This window comes from Flavobacterium rakeshii (assembly GCF_009741375.1).
GTDB classification, from domain to species: domain Bacteria; phylum Bacteroidota; class Bacteroidia; order Flavobacteriales; family Flavobacteriaceae; genus Flavobacterium; species Flavobacterium rakeshii.
In genome coordinates this window covers 25,705-45,807 of sequence record NZ_WOWP01000026.1, presented here as the reverse complement: position 1 = coordinate 45,807, position 20,103 = coordinate 25,705, and the positions used below count along the sequence as shown (strand labels likewise).

The following is a 20,103-nucleotide window of genomic DNA, read 5'->3' as shown; positions in this document are numbered from 1 at the left end:
TTTAAAAGTTGTTTTCTTCATTCTTAAAAAATTGCTCCAAAGCTGTTAGGTCAGGTATTAAAACATTACGGGCCTTACTGCCTTCAAACGGACCTACAATACCTGCTGCTTCCAGCTGGTCTATAAGCCTTCCGGCACGATTGTAACCCAGTTTTAATTTACGCTGAAGCAATGACGCCGAACCTTGTTGTGCTGTAACAATAACTTCGGCCGCTTCCCTGAACATTGCATCTCTTTCAGATATATCATTATCAAGATTAGTGCCACTTTCTTCGCCTACGTACTCAGGTAGAAGGTAAGCATCAGGGTAAGCTTTTTGAGAACCTATAAATTCGGTTATTTTTTCTACTTCAGGGGTATCAACAAACGCACATTGTACACGGGTTAAATCGTTACCCTGCGTGTAAAGCATATCACCGCGACCAATAAGCTGATCGGCACCCTGGCTGTCTAAAATAGTACGTGAGTCAATTTTAGAAGTTACCCTAAAGGCAATCCTTGCTGGGAAGTTTGCTTTAATGATACCTGTAATAACGTTAACCGACGGTCTTTGTGTTGCAATGATAAGGTGAATACCAATAGCACGTGCCAGCTGAGCCAAACGTGCAATAGGGGTTTCTACCTCTTTACCTGCCGTCATAATAAGATCGGCAAACTCATCAACAACCAGTACAATATAAGGCAGGAAGCGGTGTCCGTTTTCCGGATTTAGTTTACGCTGCCTAAATTTATCGTTATACTCTTTAATGTTTCTAACCATTGCATCCTTTAAGAGAGTGTAACGGTTATCCATTTCAATACATAAAGAGTTTAATGTATTGATAACTTTAGTATTATCAGTTATAATAGCGTCTTCCGTATCAGGGAGTTTTGCTAAGTAGTGTCTTTCTATTTTATTGAAAAGGGTAAGCTCAACCTTTTTAGGGTCAACCAATACAAATTTCACCTCTGCGGGATGCTTTTTGTATAGTAGCGAGGTAAGTAAAGCATTCAAACCAACCGATTTACCCTGACCCGTAGCACCAGCCATAAGTAAGTGAGGCATTTTTGCAAGGTCTACTACAAATGTTTCGTTTGAAATGGTTTTACCTAATGCTACTGGTAGTTCCATTTCGGCATTTTGGAATTTAGGAGAAGCGATAACGCTTTTCATAGATACCATAGTAGGGTTCTTATTAGGTACTTCAATACCAATAGTACCTTTACCAGGGATAGGGGCTATAATACGAATACCTAAAGCTGATAATGACAGCGCAATATCATCTTCAAGGTTTTTGATTTTTGAAATCCTGATACCTGCTTCGGGTACAATTTCATATAAGGTAACAGTAGGACCTACTGTGGCTTTTATTTGCGCTATATCAATTTTGTAGTTTTTAAGTGTATCTACAATTCGGTTCTTATTTTCTTCAAGCTCTTCCTGATTGATGGTTATACCGCCAGAGGAATATTCTTTTAATAGCTCGATAGAAGGTGATTGATAATTTGAAAGATCTAGGGTAGGGTCAAATTCTCCAAAATCGGCCACCAGTTTTGATGCCAGATTTTCTTCTACCACATCTTCCTCTGCCGATTTTTCAATAACAAAAGTATCGTCATCGGTTTTAATAGTATCGTCATCTGTAGCTTCAGGTTCTTTTTCCTTAACACTAGGATTAAGGTTGATTTCTGAAGAATGGCTGATGGTAGGTTTTAGTGATTCTTTGTCGATTTCAAAAGCCGACTTAGTCTCAGTAGTTTTTAATTGAATGTTTTCAAGTTCAGGGTCATTTTCCTCGTCATACTCAGGTTCATCCGAAACTGTACTATTATTAGTTGGGAGTGGAGCTGCAGTGAAATTGCTTTCTGCCTGTTCGGCAGCCATTTCCTGAAGTTTTCTTTCTTCTTCGGCGGCTTCTCTTTCCTGTTGTCTTTTTTCAAAGTAAGCTTTAATAGCGTCGGGTGAGATTTTAATTCTAAGAATAAGAAATACAACCAAACCAAAAATTAAAACTAGTAATGTACCGGTTTTAGCAAGATAGTCCTGCATGTAAAGGTTTATTTCATACCCTATAACTCCTCCTAATTGAGGAAGATAGCTATTGAAGAAACCGAATAAGACAGATAGTATTATTGCCAGATATAAATCCCAGAAAAGTGTTTTTTTAAGTTTGCTTACAGGTAAGTCTAATACCAGATAAGAGCCAAGTAAAAAGAAAAAGCGAATAAAAATAAACGATGCTACACCAAAGCCACGGTATAAAAATAAATCTGCAAGATAAGCACCAAACTTACCCAGCCAGTTATATACTTTTTCCTGCCTGTCACCTAAAACCGTAAGTCCGCTTTGGTCAAAATCACCATAGAGGAAATAGGAAACAAATGAAAGTAACAATGCTATGGAAAAAAGGAAAAACAGTGCTCCCAACAAAACCTTTTGGGATCTTGACAGTTGAAATTTCTTTTTTTCTGAAGCAGGTTTAGCTTCTTTTTTATCGGTATTTTTTTTGTTGCTTTTTGCCATTTATAAACTTGATCTACTTGTAAAAATAGAATAAAACCTTAAATCAGCAGAAAAATTTAGGGTAATAAATTATTATGCCTACTATAACAGCACAAAGTGCCGCAAAAAATACGGCACCGGCTGCAATGTCTTTTATGAATCCTATCTTTTCGTGATATTGCGGATGAATGAAGTCGGCTATTTTTTCGACAGCAGTGTTAAGTCCCTCTACACTTAAAACCATCCCTATAGCCATAGTTTGGAAAAGCCATTCGGTAGCAGATATTTCAAAATAAAACCCTGCTATGGTTACCAGTACACCAATAGATGCCTGTACCATTATACTATGTTCGGTGGCTATAAGTTTACAGGCACCTTTAAAAGCATAGGTAAAGCTTTTAATCCTGCCGCTAATAAACCTGTTGTCCTTCATTAAAGAGAATTATTAAAGTGCTGCAAGAGCATTTTCATAATTAGGCTCGTCTGCAATTTCAGAAACCTGTTCAGTATATTTTACGTTACCGTTTTCATCTAATACTACAACAGCACGCGAGTGTAATCCTGCAAGAGGTCCGTCTGCAATTGTAAGGCCATAGTTATTTCCAAAAGTCCCGTCTTTAAAATCAGAAAGTGTAATTACATTATCAAGACCTTCTGCACCACAAAAACGCTTTTGAGCAAATGGTAAGTCGCGTGAAATGCAAAGTACTTTTGTGTTTTCAAGAGAAGCGGCCTGCTCGTTAAATTTTCTTACAGATGTAGCACATGTTCCTGTATCAATACTAGGGAAGATGTTAAGTACTAACTTAGAACCTTTAAAGTCAGCAAGTGAAGCTGGTGAAAGGTCTGCTTTTACAAGTGTAAATTCTGGTGCAACTGTACCGTTTTGAGGCAGCTCGCCCGATGTTTTTATCGGATTTCCTCCTAAAGTTATATTAGCCATTTTAATAGATTTGATTAGCTAACAAAAGTAAGAAAATATATTATAAGAAGAAGATGTGCTTGTAGTTTTATAAATACATTAAGAGTATAAAAAAACTATTTTAAGCTAACTGTTTAAAGACTAAAGCTCGTCTATTTTTTTACGTTTGGTTTCTTTTATTGATTTGTAATGAGTAGGGGTGAAGCCTGTTATTTTTTTAAACTGGCTTGATAAGTAAGCTGCACTGCTGTACCCCATTTTATCGGCAATTTCACTAAGAGACATTTCATCATAAACCAAAAGCTCTTTTACTTTCTCTATACGTTGTGCTATATAATATTTTTCGATAGTTGTGCCTTCAATATCAGAGAACAGGTTACTAAGGTAAGTATAGTCATAATGCATTTTTTCGGCGAGCCAGAATGAAAGATTCTGATTAAGGGTTTCTCCCGAATGATGTACAAGAGCTATTATCTCATTTTTAATCTGTTCAATAAGCCTGCTTCTCTTATCATTAATTATTTCAAAACCTAAGCGCGTAAGTGACTCTTCCAGTTGTTGTAATTGTGAGGGAGATAAATCACCATCTATAGTTACTTCTCCCAGTTCTATTGATTTTACAGGAGCTTTTATGGCTTCGAGTTCAGTTCTAACCGCCATGATACAGCGGTTACAAACCATATTTTTTATATAGAGTTGCATAGTGTAGTTTAATATTTAAACAAATGTAAATAAAAAACGCTCCCTGTTTCCAGGAAGCGCTTATTTATCCAAATTATGATAAACCTAATTTTTGTCAATCGCACCGAGAACACGCGACATAAATGTGTTTAATGCCTCTTTACGATCCATACCTTCTTTAACTAATTTATTTACCTCAAGGGCTCCATACATGTTAGAGATAAGCTCTCCAATTACATCAAGTTCTTCATCCTTAAGAGAAGGAACTTCGGTTAGTGCCTCAAGTACGTCCAGGGTTTCAATTATGTAATCCTGATCGTTATCTTCTATAAATTGCGTTAAATGCTTAATTACTGGTAACTTCATTGACTAAATCGGTTAATACGTCTAACTTGTTTGTTTGTACCTGGTTTACAAGGCTTCCGTTTTTGAAAGTAGCAAATGTAGGCAGGTTGTCTACTTTAGCTAGTTTTCTTGATTCCGGGTAGTTCTCGGCATCAGCTAATACAAACGTTATATTTTCATTCTCTGAAGCCATTTTTTTGAATTTCGGCTTCATGATTCTGCAGTTACCACACCATCCTGCTGAATATTGTACTATTACAATTGGTTCAGCCGATACGATTTCTGCAAGATTGTCTTTTTCAAGTTCCTGTAACATGGCTTCGTCAAATATTTATTAGTTTACACTTAGGTAAGATGCAACACCGTTACGGTCTGCAGTCATAGCTTCTTTACCTTCTTCCCAGTTTGCAGGGCAAACCTCACCTTTAGTTTGTACGTGAGTGTAAGCATCAATTAGTCTGATGTACTCGTTTACGTTACGACCAAGAGGCATATCGTTTACGCTTTCGTGGAAAATTTTTCCTGTTTCATCGATTAGGTAAGTAGCTCTGTAAGTTACGTTAGAACCTTCAAGTAAAACTGAGTCAGTTTCTTCATTGTATCCTGCAGTTTCAACATCAAGAATACCAAGAATGCTTGAAAGGTTTCTGTTAGTATCTGCGATAAGCGGGTAAGTAACACCTTCAATACCACCGTTAGCTTTTGGAGTGTTTAACCAAGCGAAGTGAACTTCGTTAGTATCACAAGAAGCACCAATTACGATAGTGTTTCTTTTTTCAAACTCACCAAGAGCAGCCTGGAAAGCGTGAAGTTCTGTAGGGCATACAAAAGTGAAATCTTTAGGGTACCAAAATAAAAGTACTTTTTTGTTATTGTTTACAGCTTCTTCAAATACATTGATTTTAAGGTTGTCACCCATCTCTGAGATAGCATCAACTGTAATGTTTGGGAATTTTTTTCCTACTAAAGACATACTATTAATTAATTTTTATGGTTTATAAATTTTATTTGTTGCAAAAATAGATCTTAATAGCTTTTGGTTATAGCTAACATCATCATTTATCCCTATTGAAATATAGAGAATACTTATGTTGAACGCAGTTTTCCGGCTAACGTTCTGATTTTTATACCAAGAGCCGCAAAGGTAAGCGTCATTATAGGACTTAGTATATTAAAAAAGGCATATGGCAAATAGGTAAGGGTAGGTACACCAAGTACTCCCGACTGGTATGCACCACAGGTATTCCATGGTACAAGTACTGAAGTAACAGTACCCGAGTCTTCCAGTGCACGGCTAAGGTTTTCAGGAGCTAATCCTTTTTCCCTGTAGGCTTCGGCAAACATTTTACCTGGAACGACAATAGCTAAATATTGATCTGAAGCTGTAATGTTTAAGACAACGCAACTCCCTACAGTACTTGCAAAAAGCCCAAAAATACCATTGGCAACTTTTAGCATTGCATTACTTATAACTTTTAGAGCACCAATAGCTTCCATTATACCTCCAAATACCATGGCACATATAATTAGCCATATTGTAGGAAGCATTCCCACCATACCTTTAGATTCAAACAAATCCTGAAGGGTTTCATTTGAAGTTTCTACTGTGCTGCTTATGGTAATGGAATTCATTACTCCTTTATACCCTGAAATGAAATTCAATTTTTCACCACCACCAATTTTAGCAACTAGCTCAGGCTGAAATATTAAAGCAAATAGCCCGCCTAATAGTGTGCCTATTAATAAAGCGATAAGCGGTTCGGTTTTTTTGACAATGAGTGCAATTACTATTACGGGTACTACAAATAACCACGGACTGATAGTGAAACTTTCCTTAATGGCAATAAGTGTTGCCTGGGTGTTTTCAGCACTACCGTCTGCTGACTGGGTGAGTCCTAAAATAATAAACAGTATTAGTGTAATTAAATAGGTAGGCACGGTGGTATAAGCCATATATTTTATATGGGTAAACAAGTCTGTTCCTGCCATAGCAGGTGCAAGGTTAGTGGTGTCTGAAAGTGGCGACATCTTGTCACCAAAATAAGCTCCTGAGATAACAGCTCCGGCTACCATACCTGCATTAATATGCATGGTGTTTCCAATTCCTATTAAAGCAACACCAATTGTAGCTGAAGTAGTCCATGAACTACCGGTAGCTATTGATATTATAGAACAGATGATTACGCAGGCAGGAAGAAATATTTCGGGATGTAAAATTTTAAGTCCATAATAAATCATAGCAGGGACAATACCGCTAACAAGCCACGTGCCCGAAAGTGATCCTACCAGTAAAAGTATGAGTATGGCTCCGGCTGTAGATTTGATGTTTTTAGATACTTTATTAAGCATCTTTTCATAAGGTACTTTGTTGATAAACCCAACAATAGCAGCAAAAGCTCCGCCCATTAATAAAACAAACTGATTGGAACCACTAATGGCGTCACTCTCAAAAATGTAAACGTTTACTGCTAAAAAGCCGACAAGTAGTATTATTGGAATTAATGCCTGGGTAAGGCTTATTTGTTTGGTAATCTTATCCGGTATGTTATTCATGAAGTGCCTTGCGAATTAAAAGAACGCAATATAATAAAAATCTGATATTTAGTAAGGAGGGGAGTAGTACTATTTTTAACAGCTTGAGTTATTCTTCAGTACTGTTTTTTAATCGTTGAATCATCGCTTTCATCTGTTCGATTTCTTTTTGCTGAGACTCGATTATTTTTTTAGATAATTCCTGTACTTCGGGATCTTTTAAACCAGCATGCTGACTTGATAATATAGCTGAAGAATGATGTGGAATCATCGCTTCCATATATCGTACATCGTTTATATAGGTTTGTGTTCTCAGCATAACAAAAGCGGCTGTAAAAAGCAGTACACCTGTTATAATTATCACATTGTTCTTTTTACGGTTTTTATACATTCGCTGCATAAATAAAAGCATAATAAAGCCCATGGGTACTACCATTAATATTGTCATATAAAAACGGTTAAGGCTAAAATAAATATGCTCTTCACTGGCTACATTAGCATACATTATGGCATACATAACTATAAATGAAACCAGTAGCATGAGCAAAAACTTTCCGTAGTTTCCTTTTTCCATTACATTGCAATTTATAGTTTAACAAAAGTAAAATTACAAATTAACTATGGGTAACTATGTTATAGATAAGTGAAAGTATTAGCAAACAGGTTATTTCCAGACTTCAAACAAAGCAAGAAGTGTTTCTCTTGCACCTTCATAGTACTTATTGGCTTTAAAATTCGGGATTAAGTAGTTGTCTATTAATTTTTTACAGAATTCATCGCTAATAACCTGTTGGGTACCTGTGCCGGTATTTATTCTGACTTTACGTAGTGTTTTACTGAAGATAATAATGAGTCCGTTGTTTTTATCAGCTTTTCCAACACTCCATTTTTTGGATAAGTCTAATGCATATTCGTAAAAGTCAGTATAGTTTTCTATGTTATCAATAGTTATTATGGCAATTTCGTTGGTGGTTTCATTTTCAAAGTCAGTAATTAGCTTTTCAAGCTCCTCAATCTGTTCTGGAGTATACAAGCCTTCAAAATCGTTTACATAACCTATAGGGGTAGGAAAAACGGTTTGCTGTTCTTTTTCCTGAGCGCTAATAAAGCAAAAAGGGAAAATTATAAAGAATGCGAAATAAGCTATTTTCGATTTCATTTCTGTTGGGGTTTGTTGGTTGTTATAAATATAAATAAAAAAGGCTATCCCGAATAAGGATAGCCTTTTTTGCTATTTATTTAAGTTCTTATAAGTGAATCACTTCACCATAAGCATCTGCAACAGCTTCCATTACCGCTTCACTCATAGTAGGGTGAGGGTGAACTGCTTTTAGTATTTCGTGACCTGTAGTTTCAAGTTTACGTGCTACTACAGCCTCAGCAATCATATCGGTAACACCGGCACCAATCATGTGGCAACCTAACCATTCACCATACTTAGCATCAAAAATAACTTTTACAAAACCATCAGGAGTACCTGCAGCTTTTGCTTTACCTGATGCTGTGAACGGGAATTTACCTACTTTAAGTTCGTATCCTTTTTCTTTAGCCTGTTTTTCTGTAAGACCTACAGAAGCAATCTCAGGAGTAGCATAAGTACATCCAGGGATGTTTCCGTAATCAAGAGGTTCTACGTGCATGCCTGCTATTTTCTCAACACAAAGAATACCTTCTGCTGAAGCAACGTGTGCAAGCGCCTGACCAGGAACAACATCACCAATAGCGTAGTAACCTGGTATATTTGTTTGGTAGTAGCTGTTTACTAATATTTTATCTCTGTCTGTAGCGATACCAACTTCTTCAAGACCGATGTTCTCGATATTTGATTTGATACCTACTGCAGAAAGAACGATATCTGCTTCAAGAATTTCCTCTCCTTTAGCTGTTTTTACAGTAGCTTTAACTCCGTTACCGGTAGTGTCTACTTTTTCAACAGAAGAGTTAGTCATAATTTTGATGCCTGCTTTTTTAAGCGAACGCTCAAATTGTTTTGATACGTCTTCATCTTCAACAGGAACAATGTTTGGCATAAATTCAACGATAGTTACCTGAGTTCCCATCGCATTGTAAAAATGAGCAAACTCAACACCAATAGCTCCTGATCCAACAACAATCATAGATTTTGGTTGTTCCGGTAGTGTCATTGCCTGACGGTATCCTATAACTTTTTTACCATCCTGAGGAAGGTTAGGAAGTTCTCTTGAACGTGCTCCTGTAGCTATAATGATATGATCAGCACTAATTTCGCTTGTTTTACCGTCTTTATCGGTTACATCTACTTTTTTACCTGCTTTTACTTTACCGGTACCATAGATAACCTCAATTTTATTCTTTTTCATAAGGAACTGAACACCTTTGCTCATACCATCGGCAACACCACGGCTACGCTCAATTACCTTATTAAAGTCTTTATCAAACTCTTTTACTGTTAATCCGTAATCAGAAGCATGCTTAAGGTAGTTAAAAACCTGAGCACTTTTTAAAAGCGCTTTAGTAGGGATGCATCCCCAGTTAAGGCATATACCTCCAAGGTTTTCCTTTTCTACAACAGCTACTTTAAATCCTAGCTGAGAAGCCCTGATAGCGGTTACATAACCACCAGGACCGCTTCCTAAAACAATAATATCGTATTTCATCAGTATGTATTTTTCCGGTTTATTTTTACGCGTACGAAAATAAGTATTTATTTGCTTATTATAAAATGTTTGGATTTATTTCATTTTATCTAAAAATTAAATATTTAATATTTAAATTTGGTTAAAAAACAAATTAAATAACAAAATATTTAGTCATACTTAACATAGATTAACAATTTATTTGTAATTTTACTAGTGTTGAACCAAACCACGATCCAAAAAAGACTATCAATCTTTTTAATGTTTTTGTAATATTTATTTTATAACTATTTGTTACAAAAATAATGTAGTGAAGGAATCATGTAGAACAATCCTTTTCCAGTTAACCAATTTTACCCCACAAAACAAATTTAAGGATTATGAGGATTTTAAGTTTAATATTGTCAACAATCGCTTTTTTCTCTACTGCTTTTTATGCGGTAGCAGAATTTCCTGATCTTACTACAGCAGGGGGAGTGTTGTATTTCCTTATGCTGGTTATTTTACTTTTAATATTTATTACTGCCATTGTGCTGAGTTTGCCTTCAGGTATAATTAGGTTTGGTAATAAGTTTAAATAATACAACGACAAATAATCACAAAAACAAAAGGCTGCCATTTGGCAGCCTTTAATATTTTTTGAAACCTGAATATTATTTCTGGTTTTTCATTTCTTTTTCAATCATGTCGTAGAACTGATCGATTTTAGGAAGAATAAGAATTCTTGTTCTTCTGTTTCTTGCACGTCCTTCGGCAGTGTCATTAGACTCTAAAGGAACATACTCACCACGACCTGAAGCTACAAGCCTGCCCGGTTCAATACCAAAGTCCTGTTGTAGTATTCTTACGATTGAAGTAGCACGCTTAACACTTAAGTCCCAGTTATCCTGTAGTACAGGGTTTTTAATTGGCACATTATCAGTGTGGCCTTCAACCATACACTCAAAGTTTGATTTATCTTTTACAATAGCTGCAACTTTACCTAAAATTTCTTTAGCTCTGTCGCTTACCTGGTAGCTACCGCTTTTAAATAAAAGCTTATCAGCAATAGAGATGTATACAACACCTTTTTCAACATTAACTTCAATATCCGGATCATCGATACCTACAGCTCTCTTAACGCTGGTAACTAAAGCTAATGTTACAGAATCTTTACGGGTAATAGCATCCTGTAATCTTGATATTTTAAGATCTTTCTCCTTAATCATTTCAAGTGATTTCTCCACGTTAGCAGCGTCTTTAGATGATAGGGTTGCCATTGTGTTATGAAGATCGGAGTTGTTCTTTTTAAGATAGTCAACCTGATCGGTCAAAACATTTTTTTCAGCTAAACAAGAATTCAACTTGATAGTAGCTGTATTTAGCAGATCCTGGATCTCTTTGTTCTGTGCTTCTAACTCGGCAATCTTCTTTTTGGATCCACACGATGTCAGCGTCATTGCTGCCAATGATAGTAATAGAACGGTTCTTTTCATAAGATTTGAAAAATTAATATTTGAAACAAAATTATATATATTCCTGCAAATATTAACGCGTTGGACTATAAACTATTGTTAAAATTTTTCTTACCTATAATGAAATAATTGTAAACAATGCTCTTGGTTTTATAGTAGTTTTTGTATTGTTTTGATTCTCTTTTGTTTAAAAATTTAAACAGGCAGGTATAAAAATAAAAATGTGCTTTTAGTACTGCCCATAAATGAGTAAATTTCCCCTGAAAAACGAATCGAAGTCCGGCAATTCCGTCAAAACATAAACGTATAAAAAGTACCGGTATCAGTTTTCCTTTTGGTAAATTTTTAGTCATCATCCAAAGGGAGTTCCTAAAATTAAGAAAAGTCTTTTTAGGATTAGTGTTTTTTAAGGTAGCTCCGCCTACGTGGTATACATGTGAACTTCCGCAAACTTTTATTTTATGGTTTTTATTAAAGGCTCTCCAACATAAATCAATTTCTTCCTGGTGAGCAAAAAAGTCTTCGTCAAGTCCGTCCAGTTCCCAAAACACATTTTTACGGATAAAAAAACATGCCCCCGAAGCCCAAAATATCTCCGTTTCATCATTATACTGTCCGTTATCCTTTTCAAGCGTTTCAAAAATACGACCGCGACAGTAGGGGAAACCATATTTATCCAGAAAACCTCCGGCGGCACCGGCATATTCAAAAGTGTCTCTTTTGTAATAATCCAGTATTTTAGGCTGAATTATAGCTGTTTCTTGGTCTTTTTTAAATAAGTCGGCAATTGGTAGTAACCAGTTTTCGGTCACTTCAATATCAGAATTTACTAAAGCATAAATCTCTTCATCAACCTGTTTTAAGGCTTCGTTATATCCTTTAGCGTAACCGTAATTTCCGATATTCTCAATAATTTTTATTTGAGGAAAAGCCGATTTTACATATGTAACAGACTCATCTGTAGAGGCATTATCGGCTACATATATAGCAGCGTTCCCTGAATATTTAATTACAAAAGGCAGGAACTCCTCTAAAAGTTTTTTTCCGTTCCAGTTTAAAATTACTACAGCTATATTATTCATTGGTTGAGTGTAAATTCAGGTAGATTACGTAAGAACTGGTATTGTTCCTTTTCATAATTCATTTGGCAAAAGTAATGATTTAAGCCATTTGTAACCATCATGTAGTTGGCTTTTAAAACCATATTATAACGGGCAATTTGGTCAAAAACATTCTGGGTTATTTTTACTTCGGGAGCTTTACATTCCACAAGAAGAAAAATACTGCCGTCAGGATTAAAAACTACAGCATCATATCGTTTTGTAAGTCCGTTAACCTTAAGTACTTTCTCTACATTAATATACGATTTTGGGTATTTTTGCTCAAGCAGTAAATACTGTACCACATGCTGCCTTACCCATTCTTCGGGAGTAAGAAGAATGAATTTTTTACGTATTTCATCAAAAATGGCGATTTTATTTTCACTATTTTTGAATCGGAAAGTATAATTAGGAAAATTAAGCTTTTGCATAAGGCAAATGTATAGTTTTTTTAATTTTTAACTGATTAAACTATTATCCGGTGGACGAAGTAATTAAAATTGTTAACGATATTAAGCAGGGCAATATTAAGCCCATTTATTTTTTTATGGGGGAAGAGCCTTACTATATTGACAGGCTTACCGATTATATTGAAGACAATATTCTTACTGAAGAAGAAAAGGGTTTTAACCAAACGGTTTTATATGGTAAGGATGTTAGTCTGGAAGATGTTATGTCTAGCGCCCGTAGGTATCCAATGATGGCCGAAAGACAGGTGGTAATTGTAAAAGAGGCTCAGGAGCTTTCCCGTACTATAGATAAACTGGAGGCTTATGCCCAAAACCCACAGCCTACCACGGTATTAGTGTTTGCTTATAAATACAAAACGCTGGATAAACGTAAAAAGGTTACCAAAACGCTTGAAAAAGCCGGACTGGTATTTGAAAGCAAAAAACTTTATGAAAATCAGGTAGGAGAGTGGATAAAAAGAGTGCTTTCAGGGAAAGGGTATACTATTGAACCTAAAGCGGCTGCAATGCTGGTTGAGTTTTTAGGTAACGATTTGAGTAAAATAAACAATGAGCTTGAAAAACTGATTATAATACTGCCTAAAGGCACTGCTATATCTCCTAAACATGTTGAGGAAAACATAGGTATAAGTAAGGATTATAATGTTTTTGAATTACGTAAAGCAATAGGGGAGAGAGATCAGTTAAAGGCTTACAGAATTGCCGACCACTTTTCTCAAAACCCAAAAGATAACCCGCTTGTAATGACAACGGGATTGGTTTTCGGTTTCTTTTCTCAGTTACTGCAATATCACGGACTTAAAGACAAAAGCGCTGCTAATGCAGCGAGGGTGTTAAAGGTTAATCCGTACTTTATGAAAGACTATGATATCGCATTACGTAATTATCCTATGAAAAAAGTAAGTGCTATTGTAGCTGCACTAAGAGATATTGATGTGAAGAGTAAAGGAGTAGGGGCAAATGCTATATCACAGTCCGATTTGTTAAAAGAGATGCTTGTTAAGATATTTAATTGATAAAAATGCACGATATTTGCATGCTTAATCCTGTACTAAAGAATATACAAAATGGGAATGAATAAAAACACCATCTTCGGATGGGCTTCTTTTATATTGTTTTTAATTGGGGCGGCGCTTGTGTTACTGGGGGTTTTAAAATATCCTGATTATGCTATTGGTTTTTCGGTAGTTGGGATAGGTTTCTTTGCTATTTCCTGGGCTTTTAATGCTTTAAAAGGCAGGGTTTAATTTAATAGATTTTTTCCTGTAAAAATTTGTAATAAAATTAATGTTTTAACATTTTATGTTAGAATATATTTTTTATTACCTTTACTTTATTGTATCCTATTTGTTTAAGTAAAATACCCCATTGCTTTACTGATGGAAAAAAATGATTTTCCTATACCACACAACGAAAAGGAAAGGTTAGAGGCTCTTAGTAGTTATAATATACTTGATACCTTTTCTGAGAAAGAATTTGATGATATAGTTCATCTTGCTTCTTATATCTATAAAACTCCTATTGCTTTAGTTTCTTTTATTGATAAAGACCGACAATGGTATAAGGCAAGGATAGGAATGGAAGTTCCCGAAATGCCGAGACAGGACACTTTTTGCCAGCATGTAATTATGCAGGATGAATGTGTTGTGGTGCCCGATGCTACAAAACACCCTATTTTTAAGGATAATGCTAATGTGCAGGGTGAGTTTGGGGTACGTTTCTATGCAGGTGTTCCTTTAAAAACAGACGATGGATTTAATATAGGTACTATATGTGTTGTAGATACTGTAGTTAGGGAAATAGATGAAGATCAGCGTAAGGCTCTTTCTACATTGGCTCACCATGTAATGAACCAATTGGAGATACGAAAAAGAAATATAAATCTTAGGGAAGAAGTAGCCCGAATGGCTAAAAAAGAGCTTGAATCTGTCAACAGGGAACTGGAAAGCTACAAAACTGCACTTGATGAAACTTCGGGTATATTAATATTTGATAAAGAAGGTATAATTACTTTTGTTAATGAAACCACCTGTGATTATAGCGGATATACTAAAGAAGAACTGATAGGTACTCATATTAAAGAAACTAATACGGGTTATAATAAAGAGAGTATTTACACTAGTTTATGGAATACTGTTAGTGCCGGCTATGTGTGGAAAAATGAAATTGAAAGCATAACTAAAGACGGCAAACCATACTGGATGGAAGTTGTGGTTGTGCCTTTTCTTGATAAATCCGGGCATCCGTTTAAGTATGTTGAGATAGCTAATGATATTACCGAAAGAAAAGCTGTCGAAAACGAGTTAATTAAAGCAAAGGAAGTTGCCGAAAAAGCAATTTTTGTAAAAGACAGTTTTATGGCTAATATGAGTCATGAAATCCGTACCCCAATGAATGCTATTATTGGGTTTACAGATTTACTGGCCCGTACAGATCTTAGCGATAAACAACGTGAGTTTGTTACTAATGTTCAAACTGCAGGAGATAACCTTTTACTTATTATTAATGATATACTTGATCTTTCTAAAATAGAATCAGGTAAACTGGTTATAGAACACTCTAAATTCAATTTAAAGTCGGCTTTAAAGCATGTTTATGACCTGCTTAAAGTAAAAGCCGAACAATCAGGACTTGAGTTTAATCTTTTCCTTGATGCCAATATGCCGGAAACCGTAGTAGGGGATAAAGGGCGTATTAATCAGATTTTGATGAATCTTGCCGGTAATGCCATTAAATTTACCGAAGAAGGTGATGTTACCATTTCGGTTAAAAAAATAGATGAAACCGAGGTTGGCTGTAAACTTAGGTTCTCTATAAAAGATACCGGTATAGGTATAGAAAAAGATAAGCTTGAAGCCATTTTCGACCGTTTTACACAGGCTGAAGAAAGTACAACCCGTCGTTTTGGCGGTACCGGACTCGGTCTTAATATCGTAAAACAGCTTGTTGAACTAATGGATGGTGAAATAGGTGTAAACAGTAAACCGGGTAGGGGATCTGAATTCTATTTTATACTGGACTTTGAAAAAGCAGGAGTTGATGAGGAAATTAAAGAACAGGAGGCTGAGAAAAAACCTAGTGATTCTTTAGGGAAACTTTCTGTATTGTTATGTGAAGATAATTTCCTTAACCAGCATTTGGCTAAAAATATTGTAAAAGGCTTCGGTTTTGATATTGATATTGCCAATAACGGTCAGGAAGGCCTTGATATGCTGGAGAAAAAGAAATATGACCTTATCTTAATGGACCTGCAAATGCCTGTTAAAGATGGTTATCAAACTACAACCTACATAAGGAGCGAATTAAAAAGCAGTATTCCTATTATTGCTATTACAGCACATTCTTTAATCGGTGAACAGCAAAAGTGTTTTGACCTGGGTATGGATGCTTATGTTTCTAAGCCTTTCAAGCAGGAAGAGCTTCTGGATAAGATTAGGGAAGTAATCGTAAAATAACGAATTGATAAATAGCTACGCAAGTAATTTGAAATCTTTACATTTCAAACTATCTTTGTTGCTGTTAAGTACAAAATAAATTAATCTAATTACATATAATGTCAGACGATAAGAAAGTAATATTTTCAATGTCCCGAGTAAGTAAAACTTACCAGGGAGCAAACAAACAGGTATTAAAGGATATATACCTGAGCTTTTTTTACGGGGCTAAAATTGGTATCCTTGGTCTAAACGGTTCCGGTAAATCATCGTTATTAAAAATTATTGCCGGTGTAGATAAAAGTTATCAGGGAGATGTAGTTTTTGCTCCGGGATATACTGTAGGCTATTTAGAGCAGGAACCACAGTTAGATGAAAATAAAACGGTTATTGAGATTGTTCGTGAAGGTGTGGCCGAAACCGTTGCATTACTTGACGAATTCAATAAAATAAACGATATGTTCGGTTTACCTGAAGTATATGAGGATGCCGACAAAATGCAGAAGCTTATGGACCGTCAGGCTGAGCTTCAGGATAAAATTGATGCAGCAGGCGCATGGGAGCTTGACAATAAGCTTGAAGTAGCTATGGATGCACTTCGTACTCCAGATCCTGATACTCCTATAAAAGTACTTTCGGGTGGTGAGAAAAGAAGGGTAGCTTTATGTCGTTTATTGCTTCAACAGCCTGATGTACTTCTTTTAGATGAGCCTACCAACCACCTTGATGCCGAGAGTGTATTGTGGTTAGAGCAACACTTACAGCGTTATGCAGGTACTGTAATTGCAGTAACGCACGACCGTTATTTCCTTGATAATGTTGCAGGTTGGATTCTTGAGCTTGACAGAGGTGAAGGTATTCCTTGGAAAGGTAATTATTCTTCATGGTTAGATCAAAAAGCTAAAAGACTGGAGCAGGAAGAGAAAACAGCTTCTAAACGCAGAAAAACACTTGAGCGTGAGTTAGACTGGGTTAGACAGGGAGCTAAAGGTCGCCAAACAAAGCAAAAAGCCCGTTTACAAAACTACGACAGGTTATTGAATGAAGACCAAAAACAACTTGAGGAAAAGCTTGAGATATATATTCCTAACGGACCTCGTTTAGGTACTAATGTTATCGAAGCTAAAGGTGTAGCAAAAGCTTTTGGTGATAAGCTTTTATATGAAAACCTAAACTTTACTTTACCTCAGGCAGGTATTGTAGGTATTATTGGTCCAAACGGTGCCGGTAAAACCACTATCTTTAAAATGATAATGGACGAGCAAACACCAGATAAAGGAGAGTTTGAAGTAGGAGATACCGTTAAGATTGCTTATGTAGACCAGAGTCACTCAAACATTGATCCTGAGAAATCAATTTGGGAAAACTTCTGTGACGGTCAGGAATTAATTATGATGGGAGGTCGCCAGGTTAATTCAAGAGCTTACTTAAGCCGATTTAACTTTAGTGGTAGTGAACAGAATAAAAAAGTATCGGCTCTTTCGGGAGGTGAGAGAAACAGGCTTCACTTAGCTATGACGCTTAAGGAAGAAGGTAACGTACTTTTACTGGATGAGCCAACAAACGACCTTGATATTAATACACTAAGGGCTCTTGAGGAAGGTTTAGAAAATTTTGCCGGATGTGCAGTTATTATTTCTCACGACCGTTGGTTCCTTGACAGGGTTTGTACTCATATCCTTGCTTTTGAAGGGGATTCTGAAGTTTATTTCTTTGAAGGAAGCTTCTCTGAATATGAAGAAAACAGGAAAAAACGTTTAGGTACTGATTTAACGCCTACACGAATTAAGTATAAAAAACTTATCAGATAAATAAAAAAGGGAGCTTATTAAGCTCCCTTTTTTATTATAGTAGTTTTATTAAAACTACTAATACTATTATGTTTAACGGGATATACCATAGTATCCAGTTAAATTTATTTTTATTAAATATTTTGTTATTAGCAAAGCTACTCAATTTACCATAAACAACATCTGTGGCTTTTTCGTTATCACCAGAATTTATCACATCCCATGCTTCGTTTATTATGCCGGAAAAGGGTATTCGGTTAAACAGAAAAATAAGTATTTTTTTTACCAGATAGGGCAGGTTGTTTATTTTGTTTACTATTTCGGTAGCATTTACATGGGCTTTAGCCAGTTTAGTTTCATCATTATTAGCATTAGTACTTACAACATCTACGGCGATACCGCATATTTTTTTTAAAATTGGGGTTAAACCCTTAATTGCTTCTCTTGTAACGTTTATATAAATATAGTTGTAGGCTTTATAAGTATACCAGCATGTGAAAATAAGACCAAGTAACAAAACAAGAATAGGAGTGTAAGCTTTACCTTCTGCAACATTAATCAGGGAGTATAAAAAGAAAGAAATGTTGATGATAGCAATTATTATTAATACAAGTATTGATTTTAAAAGTCCTTTTCCCCCGTGCTTTATTACAGTTATGGGACTGCTTAAAAGAATTTGTGCATTTTGTAATACAACATTGTCTACTTCAAAATTGTATTCCTTTGATTTACCATTAGATGTTTCAAGCTGTAAGGTGATTTCTTCTTTCATTTATATTTGTTTTTTTGAAAGTCAAATATAAAATAATAAATAAAAAAAGTCCTCTATAATTTAAAATAGAGGACTTTTCTATATATGCTTTGATTGTTTTAGAATTTGAATCTTACACCTAATGCAATATCCGGACCGAAATCATCTTCACGGAAATCATCAGCAAAATAAAGCTCCGGTCTAAAATCTAATGATAATTGTAGTGGGATATCAAAGTTATATTCAATACCTATGTCACCAGCTAATAAAGCAAAAACACCACTGTCTTTATCACCATCATAGTAACCTGGTTTGTCGTTATCAAAACTCCAGCTACCTATACCTCCACCTACACCGGCATACCAGTTAAAACCGCCTTCAATATTCCATACCCACTGGTATAGTGCAACTAGTTTAAAAGCGTCATAGTTGCTTGAATTTCTCCATCCTAAATCAGCCTCAAGTCTGTTATTGCTGGATAAGTTCCTTTGGTAAGATATTTCCCCCCCAAAACCGTCATTATCTCCTAGTCTTAATCCAAGTGCATTTTGCCTGTCCTGTGCGTTACTGCTAATTACTAAACCAAGTAGTAAAAAAGCCGATAAAAATAGTTTCTTCATAATGTTGTTTTAGTTATTTATTTAACAAATATAGCACGTTGATTTTTGTAAGAATAGTTTCTTTTCAAATATTTAACATCTTTATTTTAGGGGCATGAGAGCTTATTGTATGTTATAAACTGACAAAGCTTCTTCCTGATGTTCTTCAAAAGATTGAGGCAAAGGAAGTTCAATTCCAAAGGTATCGGCAAGCTCATATTGCATGTCGGTTACAGTATGAATCATGCCAATTCCGTTAGCATAATACTGAGTTGAAATTAAAACATCCTGTGTAGGTAAAATAGTAAATGGAATTGGCACGTCAGGGATGGTAACGGCTACTTTTAAACTTAGTTTTACTTCTACAGCTTTTACATTATTATATGATTGTCCGTCGGGAGTTGAGTATGAGGTGTAATTATCACCTGCTTCAGCAGTAAGAGCGTAGCTAATATTTACATCAAAACCTTCTAATTCCTGTTCATTTTGTCCGTTAAATGTAGAAAGAATACTTCCGGTAACAGCGTTAGGGTCAAAAACAACAAAGTCGCTAACAGTTAAGTCTACAGGAATTTCAGGTATACCTGTGTCAATACCTCCGCTTAGTAAAATCTTACCGTCTACGTTTCTTAAAGCATTATTGTTTAAAGCTATTGAATAGAAGCCAATAGGGAAATCTTTAGTTTTGAATTTTTTATAAGTAATAGCATTTATCACAGTATCATTAGCAATATAAAGAGAGTCTCTTCCGGTAGTCCCTGCTACATTTACATCATATACCCAGTAGTTGCCTGTAGATAATGGAATGGCATTGTTTACCTGAGAGCCATTGCTGTCGTCATCATTTGAACAGGAAATAATAAATAAGCTGAGTAATAATAATAGGTAGTGATTTTTTCTCATTTTAGTTTAATTAAGTTAGTTTGTG

The 20,103-nt window shown here is 35.5% G+C and carries 22 protein-coding genes; 5 read left to right on the top strand and 17 right to left on the bottom strand.

All coding sequences use genetic code 11. The features are described from left to right. Window position 1: 1 nt before the first annotated feature. The 11 genes from GN157_RS08865 to lpdA all read right to left on the bottom strand — a co-directional run bounded on the left by GN157_RS08865 (window position 2) and on the right by lpdA (window position 9,598). The gene (locus GN157_RS08865; protein ID WP_157483058.1) at window positions 2–2,503 is read right to left on the bottom strand and encodes a DNA translocase FtsK; all 2,502 of its coding nucleotides are present in this window, start codon (window positions 2,501–2,503) and stop codon (window positions 2–4) included. A 43-nt stretch (window positions 2,504–2,546) separates the two neighbouring features. Next, the gene (locus tag GN157_RS08860; RefSeq protein WP_157483056.1) at window positions 2,547–2,915 is read right to left on the bottom strand and encodes a diacylglycerol kinase; all 369 of its coding nucleotides are present in this window, start codon (window positions 2,913–2,915) and stop codon (window positions 2,547–2,549) included. 12 nt (window positions 2,916–2,927) lie between these two features. Further along, window positions 2,928–3,425, bottom strand: coding sequence for a thiol peroxidase (tpx, locus tag GN157_RS08855; protein ID WP_157483054.1), 498 nt, complete (start codon window positions 3,423–3,425; stop codon window positions 2,928–2,930). Between the two features lie 120 nt (window positions 3,426–3,545). After that, entirely contained in the window at window positions 3,546–4,064 is a 519-nt protein-coding gene (locus tag GN157_RS08850) for a helix-turn-helix domain-containing protein (RefSeq protein ID WP_449404248.1), read from the bottom strand. A gap of 126 nt (window positions 4,065–4,190) precedes the next feature. Further along, a complete protein-coding gene (locus GN157_RS08845; protein WP_157483050.1) occupies window positions 4,191–4,451 on the bottom strand; it encodes a DUF6952 family protein in 261 nt (86 codons plus the stop codon). Beyond that, the gene (locus GN157_RS08840; RefSeq protein WP_157483049.1) at window positions 4,432–4,746 is read right to left on the bottom strand and encodes a thioredoxin family protein; all 315 of its coding nucleotides are present in this window, start codon (window positions 4,744–4,746) and stop codon (window positions 4,432–4,434) included. The genes GN157_RS08845 and GN157_RS08840 overlap by 20 nt, the downstream gene beginning before the upstream one ends. 18 nt (window positions 4,747–4,764) lie before the next feature. Further along, a complete protein-coding gene (locus GN157_RS08835) occupies window positions 4,765–5,403 on the bottom strand; it encodes a peroxiredoxin (protein WP_035130936.1) in 639 nt (212 codons plus the stop codon). 113 nt (window positions 5,404–5,516) lie between these two features. Then, window positions 5,517–6,983, bottom strand: coding sequence for a Na+/H+ antiporter NhaC (gene nhaC / locus GN157_RS08830; protein ID WP_157483047.1), 1,467 nt, complete (start codon window positions 6,981–6,983; stop codon window positions 5,517–5,519). 88 nt (window positions 6,984–7,071) lie between these two features. Next, window positions 7,072–7,536 (bottom strand): DUF305 domain-containing protein, encoded by a 465-nt coding sequence (locus GN157_RS08825; protein ID WP_157483045.1) that lies wholly within the window; start codon window positions 7,534–7,536, stop codon window positions 7,072–7,074. A gap of 90 nt (window positions 7,537–7,626) precedes the next feature. Then, window positions 7,627–8,121, bottom strand: a complete 495-nt coding sequence (locus GN157_RS08820) for a TPM domain-containing protein (protein ID WP_157483044.1) — start codon at window positions 8,119–8,121, stop codon at window positions 7,627–7,629. Between the two features lie 88 nt (window positions 8,122–8,209). Beyond that, window positions 8,210–9,598, bottom strand: coding sequence for a dihydrolipoyl dehydrogenase (gene lpdA / locus GN157_RS08815; RefSeq protein ID WP_157483042.1), 1,389 nt, complete (start codon window positions 9,596–9,598; stop codon window positions 8,210–8,212). 359 nt (window positions 9,599–9,957) lie between these two features. On the opposite strand from lpdA, the gene GN157_RS08810 reads away from it, so the two are divergent. Next, on the top strand, window positions 9,958–10,158 hold the full coding sequence (locus GN157_RS08810; RefSeq protein ID WP_157483040.1) for a hypothetical protein: 201 nt from the start codon (window positions 9,958–9,960) through the stop codon (window positions 10,156–10,158). A 72-nt stretch (window positions 10,159–10,230) separates the two neighbouring features. Here GN157_RS08810 and GN157_RS08805 read toward each other — a convergent pair whose 3' ends face one another. The 3 genes from GN157_RS08805 to GN157_RS08795 all read right to left on the bottom strand — a co-directional run bounded on the left by GN157_RS08805 (window position 10,231) and on the right by GN157_RS08795 (window position 12,562). Further along, window positions 10,231–11,052 (bottom strand): OmpA/MotB family protein, encoded by an 822-nt coding sequence (locus GN157_RS08805; RefSeq protein ID WP_157483038.1) that lies wholly within the window; start codon window positions 11,050–11,052, stop codon window positions 10,231–10,233. A 65-nt stretch (window positions 11,053–11,117) separates the two neighbouring features. After that, on the bottom strand, window positions 11,118–12,113 hold the full coding sequence (locus GN157_RS08800) for a glycosyltransferase family 2 protein (RefSeq protein WP_157483036.1): 996 nt from the start codon (window positions 12,111–12,113) through the stop codon (window positions 11,118–11,120). After that, window positions 12,110–12,562 carry a type I restriction enzyme HsdR N-terminal domain-containing protein gene (locus tag GN157_RS08795; protein WP_157483034.1) on the bottom strand — a complete coding sequence of 151 codons (453 nt, stop codon included), beginning with the start codon at window positions 12,560–12,562 and terminating at the stop codon, window positions 12,110–12,112. The genes GN157_RS08800 and GN157_RS08795 overlap by 4 nt, the downstream gene beginning before the upstream one ends. Window positions 12,563–12,612: 50 nt before the next feature. Between GN157_RS08795 and holA the strand changes: the two genes are divergently transcribed. The 4 genes from holA (at window position 12,613) to ettA (ending at window position 17,846) form a co-directional block, all read left to right on the top strand. Then, window positions 12,613–13,617: a DNA polymerase III subunit delta gene (gene holA / locus GN157_RS08790; protein ID WP_317163530.1), complete on the top strand. Its 1,005-nt coding sequence runs from the start codon at window positions 12,613–12,615 to the stop codon at window positions 13,615–13,617. A 51-nt stretch (window positions 13,618–13,668) separates the two neighbouring features. Continuing rightward, window positions 13,669–13,848, top strand: a complete 180-nt coding sequence (locus GN157_RS08785; protein ID WP_035130957.1) for a CAL67264 family membrane protein — start codon at window positions 13,669–13,671, stop codon at window positions 13,846–13,848. A gap of 132 nt (window positions 13,849–13,980) precedes the next feature. After that, the gene (locus GN157_RS08780; protein WP_197429424.1) at window positions 13,981–16,056 is read left to right on the top strand and encodes an ATP-binding protein; all 2,076 of its coding nucleotides are present in this window, start codon (window positions 13,981–13,983) and stop codon (window positions 16,054–16,056) included. 98 nt (window positions 16,057–16,154) lie between these two features. Beyond that, window positions 16,155–17,846: an energy-dependent translational throttle protein EttA gene (gene ettA / locus GN157_RS08775; protein WP_035130959.1), complete on the top strand. Its 1,692-nt coding sequence runs from the start codon at window positions 16,155–16,157 to the stop codon at window positions 17,844–17,846. 34 nt (window positions 17,847–17,880) lie between these two features. Here ettA and GN157_RS08770 read toward each other — a convergent pair whose 3' ends face one another. The 3 genes from GN157_RS08770 to GN157_RS08760 all read right to left on the bottom strand — a co-directional run bounded on the left by GN157_RS08770 (window position 17,881) and on the right by GN157_RS08760 (window position 20,078). After that, window positions 17,881–18,597: a hypothetical protein gene (locus GN157_RS08770; protein WP_157483032.1), complete on the bottom strand. Its 717-nt coding sequence runs from the start codon at window positions 18,595–18,597 to the stop codon at window positions 17,881–17,883. A 98-nt stretch (window positions 18,598–18,695) separates the two neighbouring features. Then, on the bottom strand, window positions 18,696–19,196 hold the full coding sequence (locus tag GN157_RS08765; RefSeq protein ID WP_157483031.1) for a hypothetical protein: 501 nt from the start codon (window positions 19,194–19,196) through the stop codon (window positions 18,696–18,698). Window positions 19,197–19,298: 102 nt separating this feature from the next. Then, window positions 19,299–20,078, bottom strand: a complete 780-nt coding sequence (locus GN157_RS08760) for a hypothetical protein (protein ID WP_157483029.1) — start codon at window positions 20,076–20,078, stop codon at window positions 19,299–19,301. Between the last annotated feature and the right edge of the window lie 25 nt (window positions 20,079–20,103).

Bases quoted from the DNA above. Each gene is read 5' to 3' on its own strand.
- GN157_RS08810 (WP_157483040.1), top strand. From the start codon at position 9,958: ATGAGGATTTTAAGTTTAATATTGTCAACAATCGCTTTTTTCTCTACT.
- tpx (WP_157483054.1), bottom strand. From the start codon at position 3,425: ATGGCTAATATAACTTTAGGAGGAAATCCGATAAAAACATCGGGCGAG.
- GN157_RS08860 (WP_157483056.1), bottom strand. From the start codon at position 2,915: ATGAAGGACAACAGGTTTATTAGCGGCAGGATTAAAAGCTTTACCTAT.
- GN157_RS08845 (WP_157483050.1), bottom strand. From the start codon at position 4,451: ATGAAGTTACCAGTAATTAAGCATTTAACGCAATTTATAGAAGATAAC.
- GN157_RS08805 (WP_157483038.1), bottom strand. From the start codon at position 11,052: ATGAAAAGAACCGTTCTATTACTATCATTGGCAGCAATGACGCTGACA.
- GN157_RS08800 (WP_157483036.1), bottom strand. From the start codon at position 12,113: ATGAATAATATAGCTGTAGTAATTTTAAACTGGAACGGAAAAAAACTT.
- ettA (WP_035130959.1), top strand. From the start codon at position 16,155: ATGTCAGACGATAAGAAAGTAATATTTTCAATGTCCCGAGTAAGTAAA.
- GN157_RS08770 (WP_157483032.1), bottom strand. From the start codon at position 18,597: ATGAAAGAAGAAATCACCTTACAGCTTGAAACATCTAATGGTAAATCA.
- GN157_RS08865 (WP_157483058.1), bottom strand. From the start codon at position 2,503: ATGGCAAAAAGCAACAAAAAAAATACCGATAAAAAAGAAGCTAAACCT.
- nhaC (WP_157483047.1), bottom strand. From the start codon at position 6,983: ATGAATAACATACCGGATAAGATTACCAAACAAATAAGCCTTACCCAG.
- lpdA (WP_157483042.1), bottom strand. From the start codon at position 9,598: ATGAAATACGATATTATTGTTTTAGGAAGCGGTCCTGGTGGTTATGTA.
- GN157_RS08840 (WP_157483049.1), bottom strand. From the start codon at position 4,746: ATGTTACAGGAACTTGAAAAAGACAATCTTGCAGAAATCGTATCGGCT.
- GN157_RS08765 (WP_157483031.1), bottom strand. From the start codon at position 19,196: ATGAAGAAACTATTTTTATCGGCTTTTTTACTACTTGGTTTAGTAATT.
- GN157_RS08760 (WP_157483029.1), bottom strand. From the start codon at position 20,078: ATGAGAAAAAATCACTACCTATTATTATTACTCAGCTTATTTATTATT.
- GN157_RS08850 (WP_449404248.1), bottom strand. From the start codon at position 4,064: ATGGCGGTTAGAACTGAACTCGAAGCCATAAAAGCTCCTGTAAAATCA.
- GN157_RS08780 (WP_197429424.1), top strand. From the start codon at position 13,981: ATGGAAAAAAATGATTTTCCTATACCACACAACGAAAAGGAAAGGTTA.
- GN157_RS08820 (WP_157483044.1), bottom strand. From the start codon at position 8,121: ATGAAATCGAAAATAGCTTATTTCGCATTCTTTATAATTTTCCCTTTT.
- GN157_RS08825 (WP_157483045.1), bottom strand. From the start codon at position 7,536: ATGGAAAAAGGAAACTACGGAAAGTTTTTGCTCATGCTACTGGTTTCA.
- GN157_RS08835 (WP_035130936.1), bottom strand. From the start codon at position 5,403: ATGTCTTTAGTAGGAAAAAAATTCCCAAACATTACAGTTGATGCTATC.
- GN157_RS08785 (WP_035130957.1), top strand. From the start codon at position 13,669: ATGGGAATGAATAAAAACACCATCTTCGGATGGGCTTCTTTTATATTG.
- GN157_RS08795 (WP_157483034.1), bottom strand. From the start codon at position 12,562: ATGCAAAAGCTTAATTTTCCTAATTATACTTTCCGATTCAAAAATAGT.